Origin of the sequence: Flavobacterium psychrophilum DSM 3660 = ATCC 49418, assembly GCF_002217405.1 — a bacterium.
Lineage (GTDB): Bacteria > Bacteroidota > Bacteroidia > Flavobacteriales > Flavobacteriaceae > Flavobacterium > Flavobacterium psychrophilum.
On the sequence record NZ_MUHE01000010.1, the window covers coordinates 73621 to 95305 of the forward strand.

Sequence of the window (21685 nt, forward strand, 5' to 3'; positions counted from 1 at the left end):
TTTTAGTATCTCTTTAAAAAAAGTTAGTAGGATTGATTTGTTTTTTCAAAATATTTTACCATTACCAGTAGGCTAATTATTTTTTCTCTTTTGTAATCGAAAAATTGAGCACAGTACTCATTGGCATTTTTAATAATTTCTAGTGCTTTCTCAGGGTGTTTTAAGTAATATTGTATTTTTACTTCTAAATCTGAGAAATCAGGGTTTACTTCTATATAATGAAAATTAGGTATTAATTTTGCTTCCATGAACCAAGTTTCGCAAGTAGGCTTTGGCATAACTGCAATAGAATTTGATGACATTACCCATTTTAAGTTGCTGGCTACATCATTTCCTTCTATTGCCATGATAAATTTGTAATTTAAATGTTCCCAAAGTGTTTTTTTAGGTGTTTTCCACTGTGGATTAATTAGGTGTTTCGAGACATCTCCTATATCAAAGAGATCGTTTCCAAAGAATTTTTGCATAAAATCTACTCGTTGTTGCTTGCCAATTATCTTACCTCTAAATATTACTTTGTTTGCTTTATCTTGGTATGTTTTTCGGTCTTTTAAAAAAATGAAATGGCGAACTTTATCTAGCTTTAGTAAAATACTATTTTGGTTATTATTGCTAATAGGGCGACTTTTTAAGATAGAGGGATTCTCCGGAATGTGGGTAATATCTCCATAACAATAAAACCATTTTAGGTTTGGTTTAAAATAGCGTATGATTTCTTGTGTATCATAATAATATACCGAGCCTTCTTTTTGTATAGTATTCTCTTTTAATTTTTTTGCATTTTCATGTAGTGAAGTTATCACTGTAAGTTTATTGTAGTAATTTACTCTATCTAATATATATTGCTTGTCGATTCTTTTTTCAAATTCTTTTAAAATTGGTTTTAGCCGTATTCTAAATATAATTTTAGGGAGAAATCCTAAGGCTATATTTTTTAAATAATACTTCCATTTTGGGTTTTTACCATTATTTAAAATGAAAAATAAATTCATATTGATTAATATTAGTGAAAATGTTGTTCGTTATAATAGTTTTGAAAACTAATAATTATCTATAATTTCTATTTGACTTTTATGCGAAAAAAGACGTTCTGTATTTTTATTTGTTTATGATTTCTTATTTAAATTAATTTTTATAGTAGCTATTTTTTTCTTGATTTTATATTTTAGATGCGGAAATTTCAGAAAAAAAGGTTTTTCTGATTTGATAATTTTAGGGTTATTTTTTTCAATAATCAGAAAATTAAAAATTTGAGAACCAAAGCCTTTTTCAGAAAAGTAATCCTCAAAAAGTTGTCTGCATTTTTGTTGCACTTCTATAACATCAGTTTCATTTTTTTGAGTCCACCAATTATTTATTTTTTGTGTTAATTGAGTTTCTGTTTTTGCTTTGATTATATAGGAATCCCAATTTATTTTTTTATCAAACGGAAAAACCATATCAGTATCTAATAAAACTGGAATTCTTCCTAAAGATAATACTTGATAAAAACGTATCGAGAAATTGCCCATTCCTCTATTGCAAATTGTAAAATGAGAGTTTAAAATATTATTTTTAAATCGCTCAATAAGCTCACTTTTTCCTCCTCCAAAACCTATATGTTTTATAAAATTTGTTGCAATGCGAGTATCTGATTCTATTTTCTGCATTGTACTTTCTCTGAGGCCAGTATTGTTTTTTACATTGCCACAAAAGCCAACTATTGGTTTTTTTGTTTTAGCTAGAGATTGAAAATCATCATAAAACGATTCCCATATATATGGCAAAATATACTCATTTTGTTTTTTAATAGATTTATATATTGAAGTTCTAAATAAAATTACATTTGAAGGGATTTTTAATTCATTATTATAGTCACTAATTAGAAAAACAATGACCCTTTTTGGGGAATTATTATATTTATTTAAACTTTTCTGAATGTATTCTTTGTTTGCATTTCCAAATTCAAAATTAGAACTTACTACAAAGTCACATTCATTATAATTTACACTAATATGTTTTACATTTTTTTTAAAAAAAATTGTACAATAATCATTTCCTTCAAAAAATAATTTTAAATTTTCCATATATAATTTTGGTTAGCGCTCTATACCGCTACATCATATTCGCGCAAAGCGTCATTCAGAGAAGTTTTTAAATCTGTCGATGCTTTTCTAGTACCAATAATTAGTGCACAAGGTACTTGAAATTCTCCTGCAGCAAATTTCTTAGTATAACTACCAGGAATTACGACTGATCTTGCAGGAACATATCCTTTTCTTTCTATAGGAGTTTCTCCTGTTACATCGATAATTTTTGTCGAGGCTGTCAAGCAAACATTAGCACCCAGAACAGCTTCTTTTCCTACATGTACTCCTTCAACCACAATGCAACGAGAACCAATAAAAGCGCCATCTTCAATAATAACTGGTGCTGCTTGCAAAGGCTCTAGTACGCCACCAATTCCTACGCCACCAGATAAATGTACGTTTTTTCCTATTTGTGCACAACTTCCTACGGTTGCCCAGGTATCTACCATAGTACCTTCATCTACATATGCGCCAATGTTTACATAGCTTGGCATGAGGATAACACCTCTAGCAATATAAGCGCCATGACGTGCTACGGCGTGTGGTACGACACGAATTCCTTTTTCTGCATAACCACGTTTTAATGGGATTTTATCATGATATTCGAAAATTCCTACTTCAAAAGTTTCCATTTTTTGAATAGGGAAGTACATCACGACCGCTTTTTTAACCCATTCGTTTACTTGCCACGCATCACCTTTTGGTTCTGCCACGCGTAAAGTTCCAGCATCAAGTAAATCTATGACTTCTCTAATCGCATTTGTAGTTGTTTCTTCTTGTAGCAAAGCACGATTTTCCCAAGCTTGTTCTATGATAGTTTGTAAGTTTTTCATTTGTTTTTAGAGGATTTCCTTTTAATTTTATATTAATTATTATTTCTTAATACTTAAGTAATCGATGTAATAAAAAGCAATAGACCTTATGAATAGGATATTTGCAACAAAGATAACTTTTTTTGGCAATTTGAAAAATTATTGTACTTAGTAAACCCTAAATTATAACCTAAAAAATTGTATATTTTTGTGTAAAAGTAAATGTGTTTTTATATAAAACGAGCAAATCTATTAGTAGAAGCTCATGCTATAATTTTTTTTCTAAAATTACAGAAGACAATGACAAGTTACGCTTATTTTGATCGACTTCTTTTTATTGTACTTTCTATGAGTCGGTTTTTGTCTTATACGGGTTCTTTGTAAATAGTATATCTATTGTATTTTCTATATGCGAGACTTACTAATCAGTTAGTAAACTCTCGGAAAATTGATGTTCTTTTTTTTGTATTACTCTATTTAATAAAGAGTTGCGTTTTGTTGCGTATCTTCTAGCAGCAGGAATTGCTGTTATGCTAACATTTGAAAACGCTTATAATTACAGCTAAATATATTAAAAAAGGAGTATAAAATTTAAGATTTCTACTCCTTTTTATTGATTAATTCTACAATAAACATTTTTTTAAATCTTATTATTTGGGCGTTACCACAAGGGTCGGGTTTTATGTTACAACCGAAGTTCACGGAACTCTTATAAAAATAAAAAAAAGGTGAAGTAATCTTTTTGAGGTATAAAAAACCTCAAAAAGGATTTTCACTGCACCAGAGCCTAAAATAGCCAACTTTCCAAGCAATCCCTAACGCAAAATGCTATATTTAATAAAATTAAGCCGATTAATTTATCCGAAAAAAAACTTTTTCAGTACCTTTTAGTTTTTACTAGATATAGACTAAACTTTATTGTTTTTTAAAATTAGAAATTCCTTCTTCTAACCAAGTTTTATATTCCTGAATGTTTGGAGTGTAAGGAACGGGTTTGTTTAACTTTTTTTCATCTAAACCTATTAAAACATAGTAGGGTCTTGCGTTTGTACCATAATTTAACCGTTGAAATTCGCTCCATTTCTGACCAATAGTTGTTATTTTGTTCCCAGTTTCTTTAGATAGATATTGCTCATTTGTAGCTAATTCTTTTCTGTCATCACCGTAAAGAGAAATTAATACAATATCATTTTTAAGAATTTTTAAAACCGTTTCGTCCGACCAAACATTGTTTTCCATAACCCTACAATTCTGGCATTGTTTTCCTGTAAAATCTATTAAAATAGGTTTGTTTACTTCTTTGGCATAAGCCAAACCTTCTTCATAATCTTCAAACGATACTAAATTATGAACTCCATAAACCGCATTTTTAGGTAATTGTGCTGTATTACTTGCAATGTTATTATTTCCAAATCCTTGTGGACTTTCGCTATAAGTACTTGGCGGTGGAAATGCAGATATTATTTTTAGTGGCGCTCCCCAAAGTCCAGGAATCATATAAATTGTAAATGATAATGTGATTACTGCCAAAACCATCCGACCAACAGCTATATGAGTTATTGGGCTATCATGTGGCAAGGTAAATTTCCCGAATAAATATAGCGATAATGCCCCAAATATGGCAATCCAAATCGCAATAAAAACTTCTCTTTCTAGCAAATGTAAGTCTAAACCAATGTCTGCATTAGAAATAAATTTCATTGCCAATGCTAATTCTATAAAGCCAAAAACAACTTTTACAGTATTTAGCCAACCGCCAGATTTTGGCAAATTACTAAGCAGGCTAGGAGCAAGTGCAAAAAACATAAATGGTAATGCTAATCCTAGACCAAATCCGAGCATTGCTATCGATAGAATTGTAGCACCTCCGTCAGAATTTAAGGAAGTTCCCATTACTAAACCAATTGCTGGACCAATACAAGAAAAGGAAACTATAATTAAGGTTAATGCCATAAAGAACACACCTACTAATCCGCCTTTGTTAGAAGCATTATCTACTTTATTTGCAAATTTATTAGGGATTGTAATTTCGAAAGCTCCAAAAAAGGAGATGGCAAATACTGTAAATATAATGAAAAAGAAAATATTTAAATAAACATTATTGGATATTTCGGAAAAAATATCCCTATTTATTCCTTCTATTAAATGGAACGGAATTGTTATTAATACACAAATTGCAACGATACAAAACCCGTAGAAAAAGGCATTAAATTTCCCTTTAGATTTGCTAGATGATTGTTTCAAGAAAAAACTAACTGTCATAGGAATCATTGGGAAAACACAAGGTGTAATGGTAGCAAATAATCCTCCTAAAATTGATAGTAAAAAGATAGACCAAATACCATTATTTTCACTTTTTTCTTCCTTTTTTTGAGAAATATTTGCCTTTTTTTGTTTTGCAATATCAGTTTTTACAGTTTGTTTTGTTATTGTAGAAGAATCTACATTTTTAAGAGCAATTATAGGTTTTGTAGCTTGGATATCTGATTTTGAAAATGTAAATAAAAATGATTTATTTACATTAATACATGATTCTTTACAAACTTGGTAATCTAAATCAGTTTTTATATTTTTTAAATCTAGATTTGTAATTTTCACTTTTTGGGTTAAAGTCACATTTTTCTCGAAAAAAGTTTCATTTACTTCAAAAACATCATTAAAAGCTGTTTTTGTTTTGCTTTCTTTGGTTTTTCCTACTAATTCGTATTTGCCTTTTTCAAATTTTAAAACTGCTGGAAGTGGTCCTCCGTCTGGTGTAAATTGAGAATACATATGCCAACCAGCATCTATTTTTCCTTCAAGAATTAAGTTATATTCTGTTTCAGAAATTTTCTCGACTCTGGAGTTCCATTTTACGGGATCTAGAATTTGAGCTTGTGTATTTAAAACTGTAAAAAATAAGAGTACAGCAATTATTTTTGTACTCATAAAACTTTTAATTTTGTTATTTGGAAATTGCTTTTTTAGTTTGCAAAAGCTAGGGTTTTGAATCTTTGATTTCATTATAATAATTCTAATTTTATAATATTTTGGGTTGTTTTATTTGCTACAAATTGCTGGTCGGCACGTTTTCCTATTACCCAAACAATTTTATTTTTGGAACATAAAAGCCAAGTGTTTTCTTTCTCTATTAATGACATTTTTTCATCTTTAAAGTATTTACTCAACTTCTTTTTGCCCTTCATTCCTGAGGGATAAAAAGAATCTCCTTCATTCCTTTTTCTGATGGTTAATGGAAATTGAAGTTTATCTTCATCAACAAATATAATTGTATTTTTAGGACTAGAAATGTCATTTACTTTACAAATAGAAAAATTTAAGGGAATTTTAACTTCTTTTTGGTTTGTTTTTATAAAATAAGCTTCGTTTTCTAACTCTTTTATGAGTGATAAAATTAAAAAATCTCGGTCTTTTAGTAATCGATATTTTTTTGAAAAAATTTGTTTTCCTGATTGAGATTCGACCAAATTGTAAATATCTTCCCAAGCAGTAAAATCATATTCTCTCAGCCATTGGTACAAATAGGATTTGTAATTGGGTAATTGGGTTAGCTTTTTTAAATCGAAAGAAATAATTTCATTATCTTCTTTGGCAACTTGCTGATAAATCATAATCGTTGCATCTTCGATCATAACTTGCGCTTCTTGTAAGTAATTTTGTGTTTTTAGAAAGGAATCTAGAAAATTAGGATTTAATACTTTTAGTATAGGAATTAAATCATGACGAATTTTATTTCGTAAATATTTATCGGAAGCATTGCTCGAGTCTTCTCGCCATTGTATGCTGTTTTCTTTAGTATATTCTTCTATTTCTGAACGAGAAAAGGGTAATAAGGGGCGAATAATTTGTTCGTTTTGTTCAGGAATTCCAGTCAATCCGTCTAATCCTGTTCCTCTTGTTAGATTAATTATAAATGTTTCTAGATTATCATCGGCATGATGTGCGGTGAGAATAAAGTCGAAATTTTCGGTTTCTAGCAATTCATAAAACCAATTGTATCGAAGTTCTCTAGCGGCAATTTGAGTTGATAATTTATAATCTTTGGCAAAATTTTCGGTATCAAAATGAGTTACAAATGCCGGAATTTTATTTTTTGAAGCATACTCTTGCACAAATTGCTGGTCGCCAAAACTCTCTAAACCACGCAATTGAAAATTACAATGCGCAATGGCAATGTTGTAATTTAGTTTCTGGAATAAATGCAACATTACCATGCTGTCTATTCCTCCGCTTGTGGCTAAAAGGAGCTTTTTTTCTTTAAGAAAAGGCAAGTTTTTGGTGAGATGATTTTCTAGTTTTAAAAGCATTTTTAAAAGTAATTATTTCATTTTTATTTAGGGTTATTCCCTATAACCTAACTTTTTTTGCCACAGATTAAACGTATTAAAATGATTTAAAAAAATTTGTGGTAATATTTTTAATCTGCGGTAATAAAATAAATACCAATGTTATTGCAATACTTCCAGCATTGCTTTAGCTTTCAATATACATTCTTGATATTCATTTTCAGCAATTGAGCCAGCAGTAATGGCACTTCCAACAGAAAAAGAGACATATTTTTCTTCAGAATTATATAATATACTGCGTATTACAACATTAAAATCGAAATCGCCAGTAGGCGTAAAGTAGCCTATTGTGCCACTATACAAACCACGTTTTGTTTCTTCTAATTCTTCAATAATTTTCATTGCCGAAATCTTAGGGGCACCAGTCATACTTCCCATAGGGAAAGTAGTTTTTAGAATATCAATCGGGGAAGTTGTGTGTAAAACTTGCGAAGTAATTCTAGAAATAAGATGGTGTACTTGCTTAAAAGTATAAATCTTGCACAATTCTTCTACTACAACAGTGCCTTTTGTAGCAGTGTGCGATAAATCATTGCGAACCAAATCGACAATCATGACATTTTCTGATCGTTCTTTGGGATTTTGCGACAATTCTAGTTTCGATTTTTCGTCTTCAATTGCATCAGAAAATCGTTTTGAAGTTCCTTTTATAGGTTCCGAAATTATTGTTGTTCCTTCTTTTCGCAAGTAGCGTTCTGGCGATGCAGAAAGTAAGTAATTTGTATTGTTTTTAAAAAAAACAGAAAATGGCGGTTCGGAAATTGTATTTAGTTTAGTATAAATTTCTAATGGATTTATTGTAGCGTTTTCTGCAAAATAAGCCATGCAAAAATTAGCTTCGTAAATATCGCCACGATTAATGCGTGATAGCATTTCGCCCACTTTTGCTAAATATTTTTCTTTAGATATTTGTGGTTCTATTTTAAGATTAACATCACTTTTGCCTTTTATTTCTTGCTTTTTGCTTATATCTATAAAATCGTATTCAACTTCGTCATCACACATATTGAGGTATTGAATTTCTATTTGATTTCCTTTCAATAAAAATAACTTTTTAGGTTGAAAGAAAAATAAATCAGGAAAAAACAAACCATCACGATTTTTAGAAATTAAATCTTCGGTATCGTTTTTTAAATCATACGATAAGTAGCCAAAAATCCAATCTCGTGCTTGACATTGGTACTGCTTTAAATCTTCGAAAGCATTGTAAGAGTCTGTTTTTATTGATGTAAAGGCATCTACAGCCAAAACACAATCATAACTAGAATATTGTTGCGGATAATGATTACTGTCTAGAAAAATAACCTCTCTAAACTGATTTCCCCAAGCCAAAAGTTGCTTTTTAAATAAAATAGGATCTTGTAAATCCTTAAAAATAGATGTTCTCAAATTGAAAATGAATATCTAACAAAATTACAACATTTTACTTGTAATGAATAAAAAATTTCGGCACAGTTTTTGGTAAATCTAAAATTATATAATAATAGATAAATTCATGTTAAATTATTGATTGAAAAACTACCTATAAGTTCCTTTTAAAGCAATATCCTCAATTAATATTAAATATGAAAATTATGAAAAAAACACCCGCAATTGGTTTGGCATTACTACTAGTAACTATTGCCTACTCTTGTAAACAAGCTTCAGAAGAAGCACCAACTGCCGAAGAATTTGTTACCGAAAATTCTAATGGAAAAGAAGTAATATCTTCAGCAGCAGCAGTCGAACCCAAAAATTCTAAAAGAAAATTTGTTAGAACGTCCGACATTAAATTTAAAGTAAAAAATGTTCCCAAATCTACTTACGCTATTGAAGATGCAACTACAAAATTTGGGGGTTTTGTTACTTATACCAACCTGCAAAGTACTGTTTCTAACAAAGATGAAACTAAGGTAAGCCCAGACAGCACATTAGTTACTACAAAATATACGGTCGAAAATAATATTACCATTCGTGTACCCAACAAACGATTAGATACAGTTATAAAAACCATTGCAAAACAAATAGATTTTCTTGATTTTCGGGTTATAAAAGCAGATGATGTTACTTTGCAAATCTTGTCTAACCAAATGGCACAAAGAAGCAGTAATATTTCTGAGAAAAGACTTGAAAAAGCGATTGATAGTAGAGGCAAAAAATTAGATGATATTGTTGGTGCCGAAGATCATTTAGATGCCAAAAAAGCACAAAATGATGCTAGTAAACTCGAAAATTTATCTATAAACGACCAAGTAAATTTTAGCACACTTACCCTACAAATTTACCAGCGAGAAGCCGTAAAACAAGAAATGGTTGGTAATGAAAAAAGTATAAACGCTTACAGACCCAACATTGGTTTACAAATTTGGGATAGCCTAAAAACAGGCTGGTTTATGCTCGAAGCAATTATTGCATTTGTAGTACAATTATGGGGGGTCGCTCTGATTATTGGTTTAGGTTATTTCGGCTATAAGAAATACATCAAAAAGTAAGCTACAAACCACTGGGAAACTGGTGGTTTTTTTATTTATATTTGTTTTCAAACTTCAAAATAATAATGAAAATAAAGAAACTATTGCTTTTAGGATTTATGCTAAATGGTATAATTTGCTGTAAAGCACAAAATGCCCAACAAAATCAGGTAATTATTAGCGACACCACCTTGGTAAATATAAAAGATTATAGTTCTAATTTTATTTTAGATATGAAATATGCTACGGAAGATAATTTCCTGAAGCGCAAAGTTTACGATTGCCAATCTTGTTTTTTGAGATTAAAAACTATAAATTCCCTTATTAGAGCCAATAAAGAGTTTATAAAAAAAGGCTACAGAATAAAATTATTAGATTGTTACCGCCCACTTGATATTCAGAAAAAAATGTGGCAAATTATTCCCAATGCAAATTACGTAGCAAATCCCGCAAGTGGGTCTATACACAACCGTGGTGGTGCAGTAGATATTACTTTAGTCGATGAGAAAGGTGTAGGGCTAAATATGGGGACTGTTTTTGATTTTTTTGGAATAGAATCGAGCCATAATTACAGTAATTTTTCTGTAAAAATTTTAAAAAACAGACAATTATTAAAAAAAATAATGACAAAAAATAATTTCGAATCTTTAGATTCAGAATGGTGGCATTACAACCTAATAGATTCTAGAAAAGACAATTTGTCTAATTTTAAGTGGAAATGTGAGTAACTACTCGATGCACAAAAAATTATCTATAAATAAATTTTCGGGTTCAAAAATACCAAATGTTTTTTCGCCACGAAGCTCTTTTTGCAGGATATAATCTTTAGTTTCTGATGCTAATTTTATTCTCATGGTTGTAATTGGATATTTTTTTAAATCTTCAAAATTATCTTTCATAAACAAAAAATGAGCATTTAATAATCGATTGTTTAATTTCTCTTTGGTATTGTAAATTAAATGATCACATTCGTTTTGGCTGGCATTTATTAAGGTATAAATTTTCCCGTTAGATAGCTGAAAATATATTTTAGAGTTTTTGTCTAAACATTTTGGCGTAATAAAATCGGTACTTTTTTGAATAAGTTGAAGGTTTAAAATAGGTGTGCCATTATCTGAAATTAATGACAAAAAAATAAGTTGGGCCGAATTTCCAAAAACTTTTTCATAAACTAAACAGCTTTTGGTTTCCTTTAGCGTACCAATCGAGTCTGTAATATTTACACTATACTCGCAAGGTTTTTGTGCAAATAAAGTAGATTGAAACCAGAAAAATAAAATAATTATAGGAATTCTCATTGGGTTTAAATTTTTGCGCAAATTAAAACAATTTTATAATTATTTGCATCGGTTGTAAAAAAAACATAACTATTTCCGCCATCGCTTATTTTCCATTTTTTTCTAATGTTTTCAACGGTTTCTGGAAAATTTCTGGTGGTAATATTGGCTTTGGTATTTTCTAGAAATTCTTTCATTTCATTCTTATTATATTCAAAACGATTTTTAATTTCGAATATTCGTCCTGGGAAATTTATTATTTCATTAGAGGTGTATAAATGGGAATGTTGGTGTAGTTTTTCTATTTTAAAATGATTTGCAATCAGCTCGAAAGCTCCTGATTTTAAGAGGGCAGCATTGGGTTCGTAAATATTTTTTTTTGGTAAAGTATATTTTTTATTTTCTATTTCTTTATTTAAAATAAAATTAAAAACATCTTCTTTTTCTTTATTAAAGTTAATAGTTTTTATAGTAATTGCATCTTTATAATTCTGCTCTATTTCCCATAATAATTCTTTTACTTCATTATTTATAGCAATAATATGTATTGTTTTTACATTTTGTAATTCATTTAAACCTGAAGTAATATCTAGTATTGGTGCTGTTTTTATGAGTATTTTATTAGAAAATTTAAAATAATCTTCCAGCAGTTTAGGTACATTAGGTAAGCAATCTTTTAGCATAAATACCTTGCCTTTTGTATCGCTTCTTCGGGAAGGGTCTATATATATCCAGTCGAATTTTTGATTTAGTTTTTTTAGTGTTTCAAAACTATCGCCTTGTAAGCAGGTGATGTTTTTTTGATTTAAAACCTCAAAATTATGCACAACAATTTCAGATAATTCTCGATTTAATTCGCAATGGTAAACCTGATTTATTTTTTTTGAAAAATAATAATCATCTACACCAAAACCACCCGTTAAGTCGATTAAACTTTGGCCCGACACGAGATTAGATTTATAATAAGCCGTTTTTTCTGACGAAGTTTGTTCTACTGATATTTTGTTGGGGTACATAATATTTTGGTGTGCATACCAAGTAGGTAACTTTTCTTTTGCTTTGCTTTTTGCCGAAATTTGTGTGAGGATTTCGACCCAAGGAATTTCTGGAAAAGGATTTTTTTGCAATGCTAATTTTGAGATATTAGCATCAATATTTAGAGCGATAAACTCTTGAATTTCAAAAGATAATAAAGAGGAAATCATTAGATGTTTTTTGTAATGAGTTGTACAATTTTATTTTCAGGCAAAAATTCTTTAGCAATTACCTTTAGCATGGTATAAAAGGGAATAGCAATAATCATTCCTGTTATTCCAAAAAGGAATCCACTAATTAGGGTAACTAAAAATATTTCTAGTGGGTGAGAATTAACGCTTTTTGAAAAAATTAAGGGTTGCGATATATTATTGTCTATTAATTGTACTACCCAAAACCCAAACATAACGTATAATGTTGTAGGTAAAATATCATTTTGAAAATCGCCTCCTAGGTTACTAATCATGGTTAATATTGCTGCTAAAACAGATCCTATTAGTGGGCCAACATAAGGAACAATATTTAATAAAGCACATAAAAATGCAATGACAAAAGCATTTTCTACTCCAAAAATAAGTAAAACGATTAGATATAAAATAAATACAATCGATAATTGAATTAATAATCCAATAAAATAACGGCTTAACATTTCGTTTATTTTAGTAAATGAATTTAGGATTTTTTCTTCGTGATTGTCTGGTAAAATTATTTTCATGCCATTTGTAAAGATAATTTTGTCTTTCAAAAAGAAAAAAGTAATAAATAAAACCGAAGCCAATCCCATACCAAAACTGCTTATTGTTCCTAAAATAGAATTTAGAATCGTGGGTATAAAGTTGAAATTTATTTTGGATGTTAAACTCGAAAAATTGAGTAAATTTCCAGCATTAATGTGATGGTTTGTTAGATATATTTTAAATTGATTTGTTAATTGGGTTGCGCTATTTTCAATAGATTTAGTATCTAATAAAGATAAATTTTCACTTTGGGCTAAGATAAGTGGCACAAACATCATGATTAATCCCACGAAAGTTAGCATTAATAAAAACATTGTAAATACAACAGCTATTGTGTTAGAAAATTTTAGTTTTCTTTTTAAAAAGCCAACAAATGGACTTGTAATTAAGGTTAGTATTAGAGAAACTATCAAATAGATAATTACTGATTGGATCTGATATAAAAAGAATAATAGCATTGCAATTGCAACAATAATTAGTAATGCTTTTATAATTCCGTTTGCAATAATTTTAGATGTCATTTTTTATTTGAATTTAAAAACGAATGTAATAAAAAAACTCGCCACAAGAGCGAGTTTTAAGTTTATGTTTAAAAAGATATTTTATAATCTGAAAGAAGCTCTTGCGCCTCCAACTGCAAATAGTGCATTCATTCTTGATTTTTGACCTAAAGAGAACATATACATAGCATTATCATCAGTATAATCCATATAGTTCATATACATTTCTAATGGAGTACCTGTACAAGTACTTCTGTGTCCTACTGCTGGAACGCCAAAGTTTGGTGAATCATGTAACGGAGTATCTGAAACTAAATCTGAAGCACAGCCGTTTCCGTCTCCCCAAATATGGCGTAAATTCATCCAGTGACCTATTTCGTGAGTTGCAGTTCTTCCTAAATTGTATGGTGCAGCAGCAGTTCCTATTGTTCCTAAACAATAATTTCCACAAACGTAACCGTCAGTTGCAGAAGATCCTCCTGGAAATTGTGCATATCCTAATAACTGACCAGAAGTTCTACTTGCTAAATTATTTACTACCCAAACGTTAAGTTTAGTAGTTGGAGATGTTGGAGCCATACCGCCTTGAGCAGCGATTTTCATATATCCGTCTTCAGAATACCATATAGTTTTAGGAGATTGTTTTCTAATTACTCTGTCTAACACAAAACGAATACCAATATTTGCTCTCACGCTGCTGTAAGGGTTATTTGCTGTATTATAATCAGAATTTGTTGCATTAAAATCTTTATTTAGTGCATCAACTTGCGATTGAATTTGTGCTAACGAGGTATTATCTGCTGCGGTATTGTAAAGAACATTAAATACCATAGGAATTTCGATAACTCCATTTACAATTCTACTTGTGCTTAGTACATTTTTTGTTTGAGTTTCAATATTAGCCATTCTTGCTGCTAATGCTGGATCTTTTTGTAAATCTAATGCTAACATTTGTTCAGATGCGCATCCTCTATTTTCAATTGATGCAATTGCAGATGGTGTAGCGTTTGGTTGAGCAGCGTTAACTGTAGATTCGTTATCTTTTTGACAAGAAAACATAAAGAATACTACCGAAGCAGTTAATAATAATTTTTTCATAATTTGTTAATTTTGGGGTTGGTTTGTTAATTTTTATTTAAATTATTTAGCAATAATATAAATAATTAATCTTTTTACAATTTTTTTTTTAAAATAAATTAATTAAAAAATTACAAATAATAAAAGTTGTTAAGTATTAATAACTTGGGTATTAGTAGTAAAATAAGCTAAAGAGGTTTTTGTTTTATTTAAATTATATTCATATAAATAAGACTTTTTTTTTGTTTTTTATAAAATAAAACAAAAAATCGCGTTTAATGTGTATGTTTAAAGCGTAAATCCTGCTAATATTTTATAACTGTTAGTTTTTAAAAATATAACTCATAATATTAGCCCCCATTTTTAAGGCTTTTTCTCTAACAGCTGGTGGGTCATTATGCACTTCGGGATCTTCCCAACCATCTCCTAAATCGCATTCGTAAGTATAAAGTAATACTAATTTAGTATCTATAAAAATGCCAAAAGCTTGAGGTCTTTTCCCGTCATGCTCATGAATTTTAGGTAATCCGTCAGTGAAAGGAAACGGTTTTTGGAAAATGGCATGGTTGGCTGGAATTTCGACTAAAGCTTCATTAGGGAAAAGTTTTGAAATTTCTTTTCTTATATATTGATTCATGCCATAATTATCATCAATATGAAGGAAACCACCAGAACGCAAGTAATTTTGTAAGTTTTGAACTTCCGCATCATTAAAAACTACATTACCGTGTCCTGTCATGTGAATAAACGGGTACGAAAAAATATCGGCACTTGCAGGAGTAACCGTAACTGGTTTGGTTTTTATGGTCGTATTTATATTCTGATTGCAAAATTTTATTAAATTGGGTAGCGAGGTAGGATTGGCGTACCAATCGCCGCCACCACTATATTTGAGTAAAGCGATTTCTTGTGATAATACTGGAGTTGTAATTAGAATTAAAAATAAAATTATTTTTTTCATATATCTGCAATCTAAATTGGTTAATCTAAAATCTTACTCATTCACAAAAACCACACTATGACAAGCAACCACGGCAGCAGTTTCTGTTCGCAATCGTGTGTTTCCTAACGATACAGGAATATAATTGTTAGCTAGTGCTAATTGAATTTCTTTTTCAGAAAAATCGCCTTCAGGACCAATTAGGATAGTGTATTTTTCTTTTGCTTTTATAGTGTTTTTTAATAGTTTTTTGTTAGTTTCTTCGCAATGTGCAATACATAAATTTCCGTCGTGTTGCTCATTAATAAAATCTTTGAACGAAATAGGTTCGTTTAACTTTGGCAGAAAAAATTGCAACGATTGTTTCATTGCCGACAAAATAATCTTATCGAAACGCTCGTTCTTAACGATTTTTCTTTCGGAACGATCACATATAATAGGCGTAATTTCGTGAACTCCCATTTCGGTAGCTTTTTCTAAAAACCATTCGAAGCGATCATTCATTTTTGTTGGTGCCACTGCCAGATGAATATAAAAATCCGTTGGTTGATATGTTTCGGTTGTTTCTATTTTTACAGTGCATTTTTTTTCGGAAGCTAAAATAACTTTGGTCGAAAATAAATTTCCTAAACCATTGGTTACATGTAAAATATCGCCTTCTGTTTTGCGCAATACTTTAATAATGTGTTTGCTTTCTTCTTTATCAAAGGAAAACTCTTTTAATTCAGTATTTATCTCTGGATTGTAAAATAATTGCATATTAAAAATCGATTCGTGCTTTGCTAACTACAGAAGCATCATTAAATTTATTTTCTAAAAAGCGTTGGTAACCTACGATACCAATCATAGCTGCATTGTCGGTCGTATATTCAAATTTTGGGATAAAAGTTTTCCAGCCATATTTTTTTTCGGCTTCCTTCAATGTGCTTCTAATTCCTGAATTTGCAGAAACGCCACCGCCAATTGCAATTTGTTTTATTCCTGTTTGTTGTACCGCCAGTTTTAGTTTTTCGATCAAAATTTCGATAATAATATGTTGTATAGAAGCGCAAATATCGTTCCTATTTTCATCAATAAAATTGGAATTTTCTTTTACATTATTCTGAATAAAATATAAAATTTGGGTTTTTAGTCCAGAAAAACTAAAATCTAAATTTGGCATTTTTGGTTTGGTAAATTTATACGCTTTCGGATTTCCCAATTGTGCATATTTATCTACTAATGGGCCACCAGGGTAGGGTAGACCTAATATTTTGGCACTTTTGTCGAAGGCTTCCCCTACGGCATCATCTGTAGTTTCGCCAATAATTTGCATATCAAAAAAGCTGTTTACTTTTACAATCTGCGTATGTCCGCCAGAAATTGTTAGGGCTAGAAACGGAAATTCTGGTTTATCATAACCATCTTCATCAATAAAATGAGCTAAAATATGAGCGTGCATGTGGTTTACGGCAATAAGCGGAATATTTAGTGCCATTGCCATACTTTTTGCAAACGAACTGCCTACTAATAAAGACCCCATAAGTCCTGGCCCTTGTGTAAAGGCAATGGCCGACAATTGTTCTTTAGTAATATTGGCTTTTTTGAGTGCTACATCAATCACGGGAACTATATTTTGCTGGTGTGCTCGTGAGGCTAGTTCGGGAACTACGCCGCCATATTGCTCATGTATAGCTTGTTGTGCAACAATGTTAGACAATACTTTGTTGTTTTGCATCACGGCTGCCGCAGTGTCATCGCACGAACTTTCGATAGCTAGAATAAAAATGTTTTTTTGATGCATAAAAGGCACAGATTTTATTTTATATTTGATAAACCGATATAAAATATTAATTTTACATCGAAGCCCAAAAATAAAGATTTTTTATCAAATCTAAAGGTTTAGGGCTGTTTACCTTTGCAAAAAACTATTATTGGAAGAAAAGAAAAAAAATACAGCTCTAAAAAAACTTAGAAAATATACTTTATTATTTCTTACGGGACTAGTATTGCTATTGTTAGGACTTGGTATTGCGCTTTCTTTGCCATCAGTTCAAACTATGCTAGGACAATATGCGACTGAGCAGTTAAATAAAGAATTTGGTACTAATATAACTATTCAGGAAGCTAATTTTACGATATTTGGTGGTGTAAAGCTAAAAAAAGTTCTAATTAGAGACCACAAAAAGGACACTTTATTTTACATCAATAGATTAAAAACAAATATTCTTGATGCTAAAAAACTAATTGATGGCGATTTGCATTTTGGCGATGTTGCTCTCGACGGATTGTTTTTTAATCTTAAAAACTACAAAGGCGAAAAAGATAATAATTTAGATAAATTTATCGATTTGCTAGATGACGGAAAACCCTCTAAATCGAAGAAAAAGTTTTTGCTAACGGCAAATAAATTTAATTTAACCAATGGTAAATTTTCGTTTAACGACTATAATATCGAAAAACCACTACTTTTTAGTGCTAAAAGACTAAATGCAGTTACTAAAAATTTTAAAATTCTTGGTCCCGATGTGACAACTTATATACAAGAAATGTCGTTTGTAGACAATCGAGGTCTTGTGATTGATGATCTTATATCGAAATTTACTTATACTAAAAAGCATATTCTGTTAGAAAAACTAACCGTAAAAACCCCGAAATCTGACCTAGAAGGAAGCATAGCATTACGATATGATAGAAAAGATTTCTCAGATTTTAACAATAAAGTTATTTTTGATGTAAAAGTAGATAAAGCCTCTATTTCTTCTAATGATTTACAACATTTTTATGGCGAATTCGGGAAAAATCAACGGTTTAATCTGAGCGGGAAATTATTGGGAACACTAAATAATTTTTCTACAAAAAAGCTCAAGCTGATAGATTACAATAAATCCGAAATTATAGGCGATTTTACTTTCAAAAACCTTTTTTCTAAAAATAAAGGCGATTTTTATATGAAAGGAAATTACTCAAAAATATCCTCGACCTATAACAATTTAAATGCCATTTTGCCAAGAGTTTTAGGGAATAATTTGCCAACTACTTTCAAGAAATTTGGCACATTTACAATTTCTGGTACGACCGAAGTTACATTAAAAACTATAAAAGCAGCTGTTTTACTAAAAACAGCTCTAGGAAATGTAAAGTCTAATTTGACCATGACCAATATAAATAATATAGACAATGCAACTTATATTGGAAACGTAAAATTAGATAATTTTAATTTAGGAAAACTCTTAAGTAGAACCGATGTTGGTGTTGTAAATCTCGATGTTAATGTTGATGGTAAAGGATTTAATCAGAAATATTTAAACACAAAACTACAAGGAAATATACAAAGTGTTTCTTATGATCAGTACAATTATAAGAATATAGTGGTTGATGGTACCATGATAAAATCGATATTTACAGGAAATATAACGGTAAATGATCCAAATTTACAAATGAATTTTGATGGTATTCTTAACCTAAACAATAAAGTAAATAAGTACGATTTTCATGCCAATGTAGAATATGCCAATCTAGAGCAACTAAAATTATATACAGCCGACTCGATTTCAGTTTTTCATGGTGACGTTACTATGAAGCTACAAGGAAACTCGATAGATAATTTGTATGGAGAAGTTTTTATAAATAGTACTTCTTACGAAAACAATAAAGACACTTACTTTTTTGATGATTTTGTCGTAAAATCATCTTTCGATGAAAATCGAATTAGAACTATGACCATTAACTCTCCCGATATTATTGAAGGAAAAGTAGTAGGAAAGTTCCAATTTAATCAGCTTCAAAAATTAATAGAAAACTCTTTAGGAAGTTTGTATGCTAATTATTTGCCAAATAAAGTAAGCAAAGGACAATTCTTGAAATTTGATTTTAATGTGTACAGCAAATTAATCGAAATTTTTCTTCCAGAAGTTTCTTTAGGCCAAAATACCTTTATGAAAGGAATGATAAGCGCTGATAATGATGAATTTAAATTTAATTTTAAATCGCCAAATATTACCGCTTACAATAATTATTTTGACAATATAAGTATAGATATAGACAATAAAAATCCTTTGTATAATGTTTATGTCGAGATGGATAGCATTAAAACAAAGCACTACAAAGTATCTGATTTTAGTCTTATAAATGTAACAGCAAATGACACATTGTTTTTTAGAACAGAGTTTAAAGGAGGCAAAAAAGCAGACGATTTTTATAATCTGAACTTGTATCATACAATTAATAAAGACAAAAATAGTGTGGTTGGAATTAAAAAATCGGAAATAAATTTTAAAAATTATTTGTGGTTTATAAATGAAGACGAAAGTAAAGACAACAAAATTATTTTTAACAAGAAACTAACCGATTTTTCTATCGAAAAAATATCTATGTCCCACAAAAATCAAGCAATGGAACTCATGGGTATTTTACGAGATTCTACCTATAAAGATTTAAAACTTTCGTTAAAAAATGTAGATCTAGACAAAATAACCCCTTCGGTAGATAGCTTAAAATTTAAAGGAAAAGTAAACGGATTAGTCAATTTTAAACAAAACAAATCTATTTACGAACCAACAGCATCAGTAACTATTGATAGTTTAAAAATAAATAATTTAGCATTAGGAAAATTAGCAATCGATGTAACGGGCGATGATAGTTTTAAGAATTTCAAAATTAATTCAGTTTTAAAAAATGATGGTTTAGAATCTTTCTCTGCCGATGGAAACGTATTTATCGAAAACAAAAAACCTTTACTCGATTTAGACCTGCGACTCAATAATTTTAATATAGGAGTTTTTAGTGCCCTAGGAGGCGATGTTATTACTAATATTCGAGGATTAGCATCAGGAACCGCTAGTTTTGAAGGCGAATTAGAAAATCCAGAAATTAAAGGAAGGTTATATTTAAACAAATCAGGATTAAAAATTCCTTACTTAAATCTCGATTATGATTTCGAAAACAACTCGGTAGTCGATGTAACAGAAAATCAGTTTTCATTTAGAAATATAAAAATTACAGACTCTAAATACAGCACCAAAGGAATTTTAAGTGGTGGTATTAAGCACCATAATTTTGGCGATTGGTTCCTAGATTTAAACCTTGCCTCTAATAGGTTATTGGCATTAGATACTAAAGACGCTGAGGAAGTATTATACTACGGAACCGCTTTTATAGATGGCGATGCAACCATAAAAGGCCCCACAAACGGATTGGTTATTACTGTAAATGCAAAATCTGAAAAAGGAACTTCTGTAAAAATTCCTATTACAGATTCTGAAGTTTCCTCAGAAAATGATTATATAAAATTTAAATCTAGAAAGGATGATTTTGTAAATAAAACAAAAAATAAAAAACAAAAAACATATAAAGGAGTCGAACTTAATTTTGAATTAGATATTACTAAAGACGCCGAAATAGAAGTTATTATCGACAAAAACTCGGGACACTCTCTAAAAGGTAGAGGCGCAGGAACTCTAGCATTAGAAATAAATACTTTGGGCAAATTTAAAATGAATGGAGATTTTCAAGTGTACGAGGGAGTTTATAATTTTAAATATGGAGGGATAATAGATAAAAAATTTAAAATTAAACCATTAGGATCTATCTCCTGGGACGGCGATCCGCTAAACGCAACACTAAACATGGAAGCAGTTTATGTCACAGAAGCAAATCCAGGTATATTGTTAGAAAACTCCTCATTTACTAAAAAAATACCTACCGAAGTTGTAATCAAACTAACAGACAAATTAACAAGTCCTACCCCCGACATATCTATTAATTTCCCAACGCTAAGTTCAGTTTTAAAATCTGAAATAGAATACAAATTAAGCGATAGCGACAAAAGACAAACCCAAGCCATGGCATTACTATCCTCAGGAAATTTCCTCAGTGATAAAGGGGTTGGAGAAAACATAATAACAGGAAATCTTTTAGAAAAAGCAAATAGTTTATTTCAGGATATTTTTTCTAATCCAGATGATAAGCTAAAAATAGATCCTTACTTTATACAAGCAAACAAAAGAAGTTTAGACTCTAGAACAGAAGGACAAGTTGGGGTAACACTTTCAACAAAAATTAACGACAAAGTAACGATCAACGGGAAATTAGGCATCCCAGTTGGTGGGGTAAACGAGTCCGTTATCGTTGGTGATGTTGAAGTACAATTGCGTCTTAATGACGATGGTTCGCTCAAAGCGAGATTTTTTAATCGTGGAAATGATACAAATTATACAGGAGAAAGCATAGGTTATACTCAAGGTTTTGGAGTTTCTTATGAGGTCGATTTTAATACTTTCAAAGAACTACTTTCAAAAATTTTAAATTCTAAAAATAATAAAAAAGAGAAAGAATCTAAAAAAGAAGAAGCTCCAGATTCCGATTTGTTACCAGAATTTATCCAGTTTACAGAAAAACGTCATAAAAAGACAACCGAAAAACCCAAAAACATTCCAGAAACTGCACCCGATTTAAATTAAAA

Annotated in this window: 16 protein-coding genes; 3 read left to right on the forward strand and 13 right to left on the reverse strand. The window is 30.2% G+C overall.

The window, feature by feature from the left end; translation table 11 throughout:
* Positions 1–23: 23 nt before the first annotated feature.
* From B0A57_RS02945 to B0A57_RS02970, 6 genes are all read right to left on the reverse strand, one after another.
* Positions 24–992 carry a glycosyl transferase family 90 gene (locus B0A57_RS02945; RefSeq protein ID WP_011963742.1) on the reverse strand — a complete coding sequence of 323 codons (969 nt, stop codon included), beginning with the start codon at positions 990–992 and terminating at the stop codon, positions 24–26.
* 114 nt (positions 993–1106) lie between these two features.
* Positions 1107–2066, reverse strand: a complete 960-nt coding sequence (locus tag B0A57_RS02950; protein ID WP_011963741.1) for an exostosin domain-containing protein — start codon at positions 2064–2066, stop codon at positions 1107–1109.
* 20 nt (positions 2067–2086) lie between these two features.
* Positions 2087–2902, reverse strand: a complete 816-nt coding sequence (locus B0A57_RS02955; protein WP_011963740.1) for a 2,3,4,5-tetrahydropyridine-2,6-dicarboxylate N-succinyltransferase — start codon at positions 2900–2902, stop codon at positions 2087–2089.
* Between the two features lie 894 nt (positions 2903–3796).
* Entirely contained in the window at positions 3797–5809 is a 2013-nt protein-coding gene (locus tag B0A57_RS02960) for a protein-disulfide reductase DsbD family protein (RefSeq protein ID WP_034098404.1), read from the reverse strand.
* A 74-nt stretch (positions 5810–5883) separates the two neighbouring features.
* Positions 5884–7188 carry a tRNA lysidine(34) synthetase TilS gene (gene tilS, locus B0A57_RS02965; protein ID WP_034098375.1) on the reverse strand — a complete coding sequence of 435 codons (1305 nt, stop codon included), beginning with the start codon at positions 7186–7188 and terminating at the stop codon, positions 5884–5886.
* 141 nt (positions 7189–7329) lie between these two features.
* Positions 7330–8616 carry an anthranilate synthase component I family protein gene (locus B0A57_RS02970; RefSeq protein WP_034098373.1) on the reverse strand — a complete coding sequence of 429 codons (1287 nt, stop codon included), beginning with the start codon at positions 8614–8616 and terminating at the stop codon, positions 7330–7332.
* A 176-nt stretch (positions 8617–8792) separates the two neighbouring features.
* Here B0A57_RS02970 and B0A57_RS02975 point away from each other — a divergent pair, with 176 nt between their 5' ends.
* Both B0A57_RS02975 and B0A57_RS02980 read left to right on the forward strand, forming a co-directional pair.
* The gene (locus B0A57_RS02975) at positions 8793–9698 is read left to right on the forward strand and encodes a DUF4349 domain-containing protein (protein ID WP_011963736.1); all 906 of its coding nucleotides are present in this window, start codon (positions 8793–8795) and stop codon (positions 9696–9698) included.
* A 65-nt stretch (positions 9699–9763) separates the two neighbouring features.
* Entirely contained in the window at positions 9764–10405 is a 642-nt protein-coding gene (locus B0A57_RS02980) for a M15 family metallopeptidase (protein ID WP_011963735.1), read from the forward strand.
* Here B0A57_RS02980 and B0A57_RS02985 read toward each other — a convergent pair whose 3' ends face one another.
* From B0A57_RS02985 to tsaD, 7 genes are all read right to left on the reverse strand, one after another.
* Positions 10406–10975 carry a hypothetical protein gene (locus B0A57_RS02985; RefSeq protein WP_034098400.1) on the reverse strand — a complete coding sequence of 190 codons (570 nt, stop codon included), beginning with the start codon at positions 10973–10975 and terminating at the stop codon, positions 10406–10408.
* A gap of 5 nt (positions 10976–10980) precedes the next feature.
* Positions 10981–12159 carry a THUMP-like domain-containing protein gene (locus B0A57_RS02990; protein WP_034098371.1) on the reverse strand — a complete coding sequence of 393 codons (1179 nt, stop codon included), beginning with the start codon at positions 12157–12159 and terminating at the stop codon, positions 10981–10983.
* A complete protein-coding gene (locus B0A57_RS02995; RefSeq protein ID WP_011963732.1) occupies positions 12159–13247 on the reverse strand; it encodes an AI-2E family transporter in 1089 nt (362 codons plus the stop codon). The genes B0A57_RS02990 and B0A57_RS02995 overlap by 1 nt, the downstream gene beginning before the upstream one ends.
* Before the next feature lie 81 nt (positions 13248–13328).
* Positions 13329–14324: a zinc metalloprotease gene (locus tag B0A57_RS03000; RefSeq protein ID WP_034098369.1), complete on the reverse strand. Its 996-nt coding sequence runs from the start codon at positions 14322–14324 to the stop codon at positions 13329–13331.
* Positions 14325–14625: 301 nt separating this feature from the next.
* Positions 14626–15264, reverse strand: coding sequence for a DUF4159 domain-containing protein (locus tag B0A57_RS03005; RefSeq protein WP_034098367.1), 639 nt, complete (start codon positions 15262–15264; stop codon positions 14626–14628).
* A gap of 33 nt (positions 15265–15297) precedes the next feature.
* A complete protein-coding gene (locus B0A57_RS03010; RefSeq protein ID WP_011963729.1) occupies positions 15298–16002 on the reverse strand; it encodes a 16S rRNA (uracil(1498)-N(3))-methyltransferase in 705 nt (234 codons plus the stop codon).
* 1 nt (position 16003) lies between these two features.
* On the reverse strand, positions 16004–17026 hold the full coding sequence (gene tsaD / locus B0A57_RS03015) for a tRNA (adenosine(37)-N6)-threonylcarbamoyltransferase complex transferase subunit TsaD (RefSeq protein WP_034098365.1): 1023 nt from the start codon (positions 17024–17026) through the stop codon (positions 16004–16006).
* A 130-nt stretch (positions 17027–17156) separates the two neighbouring features.
* Here tsaD and B0A57_RS03020 point away from each other — a divergent pair, with 130 nt between their 5' ends.
* A complete protein-coding gene (locus B0A57_RS03020) occupies positions 17157–21683 on the forward strand; it encodes a translocation/assembly module TamB domain-containing protein (protein ID WP_052079116.1) in 4527 nt (1508 codons plus the stop codon).
* The last annotated feature ends 2 nt before the right edge of the window (positions 21684–21685 follow it).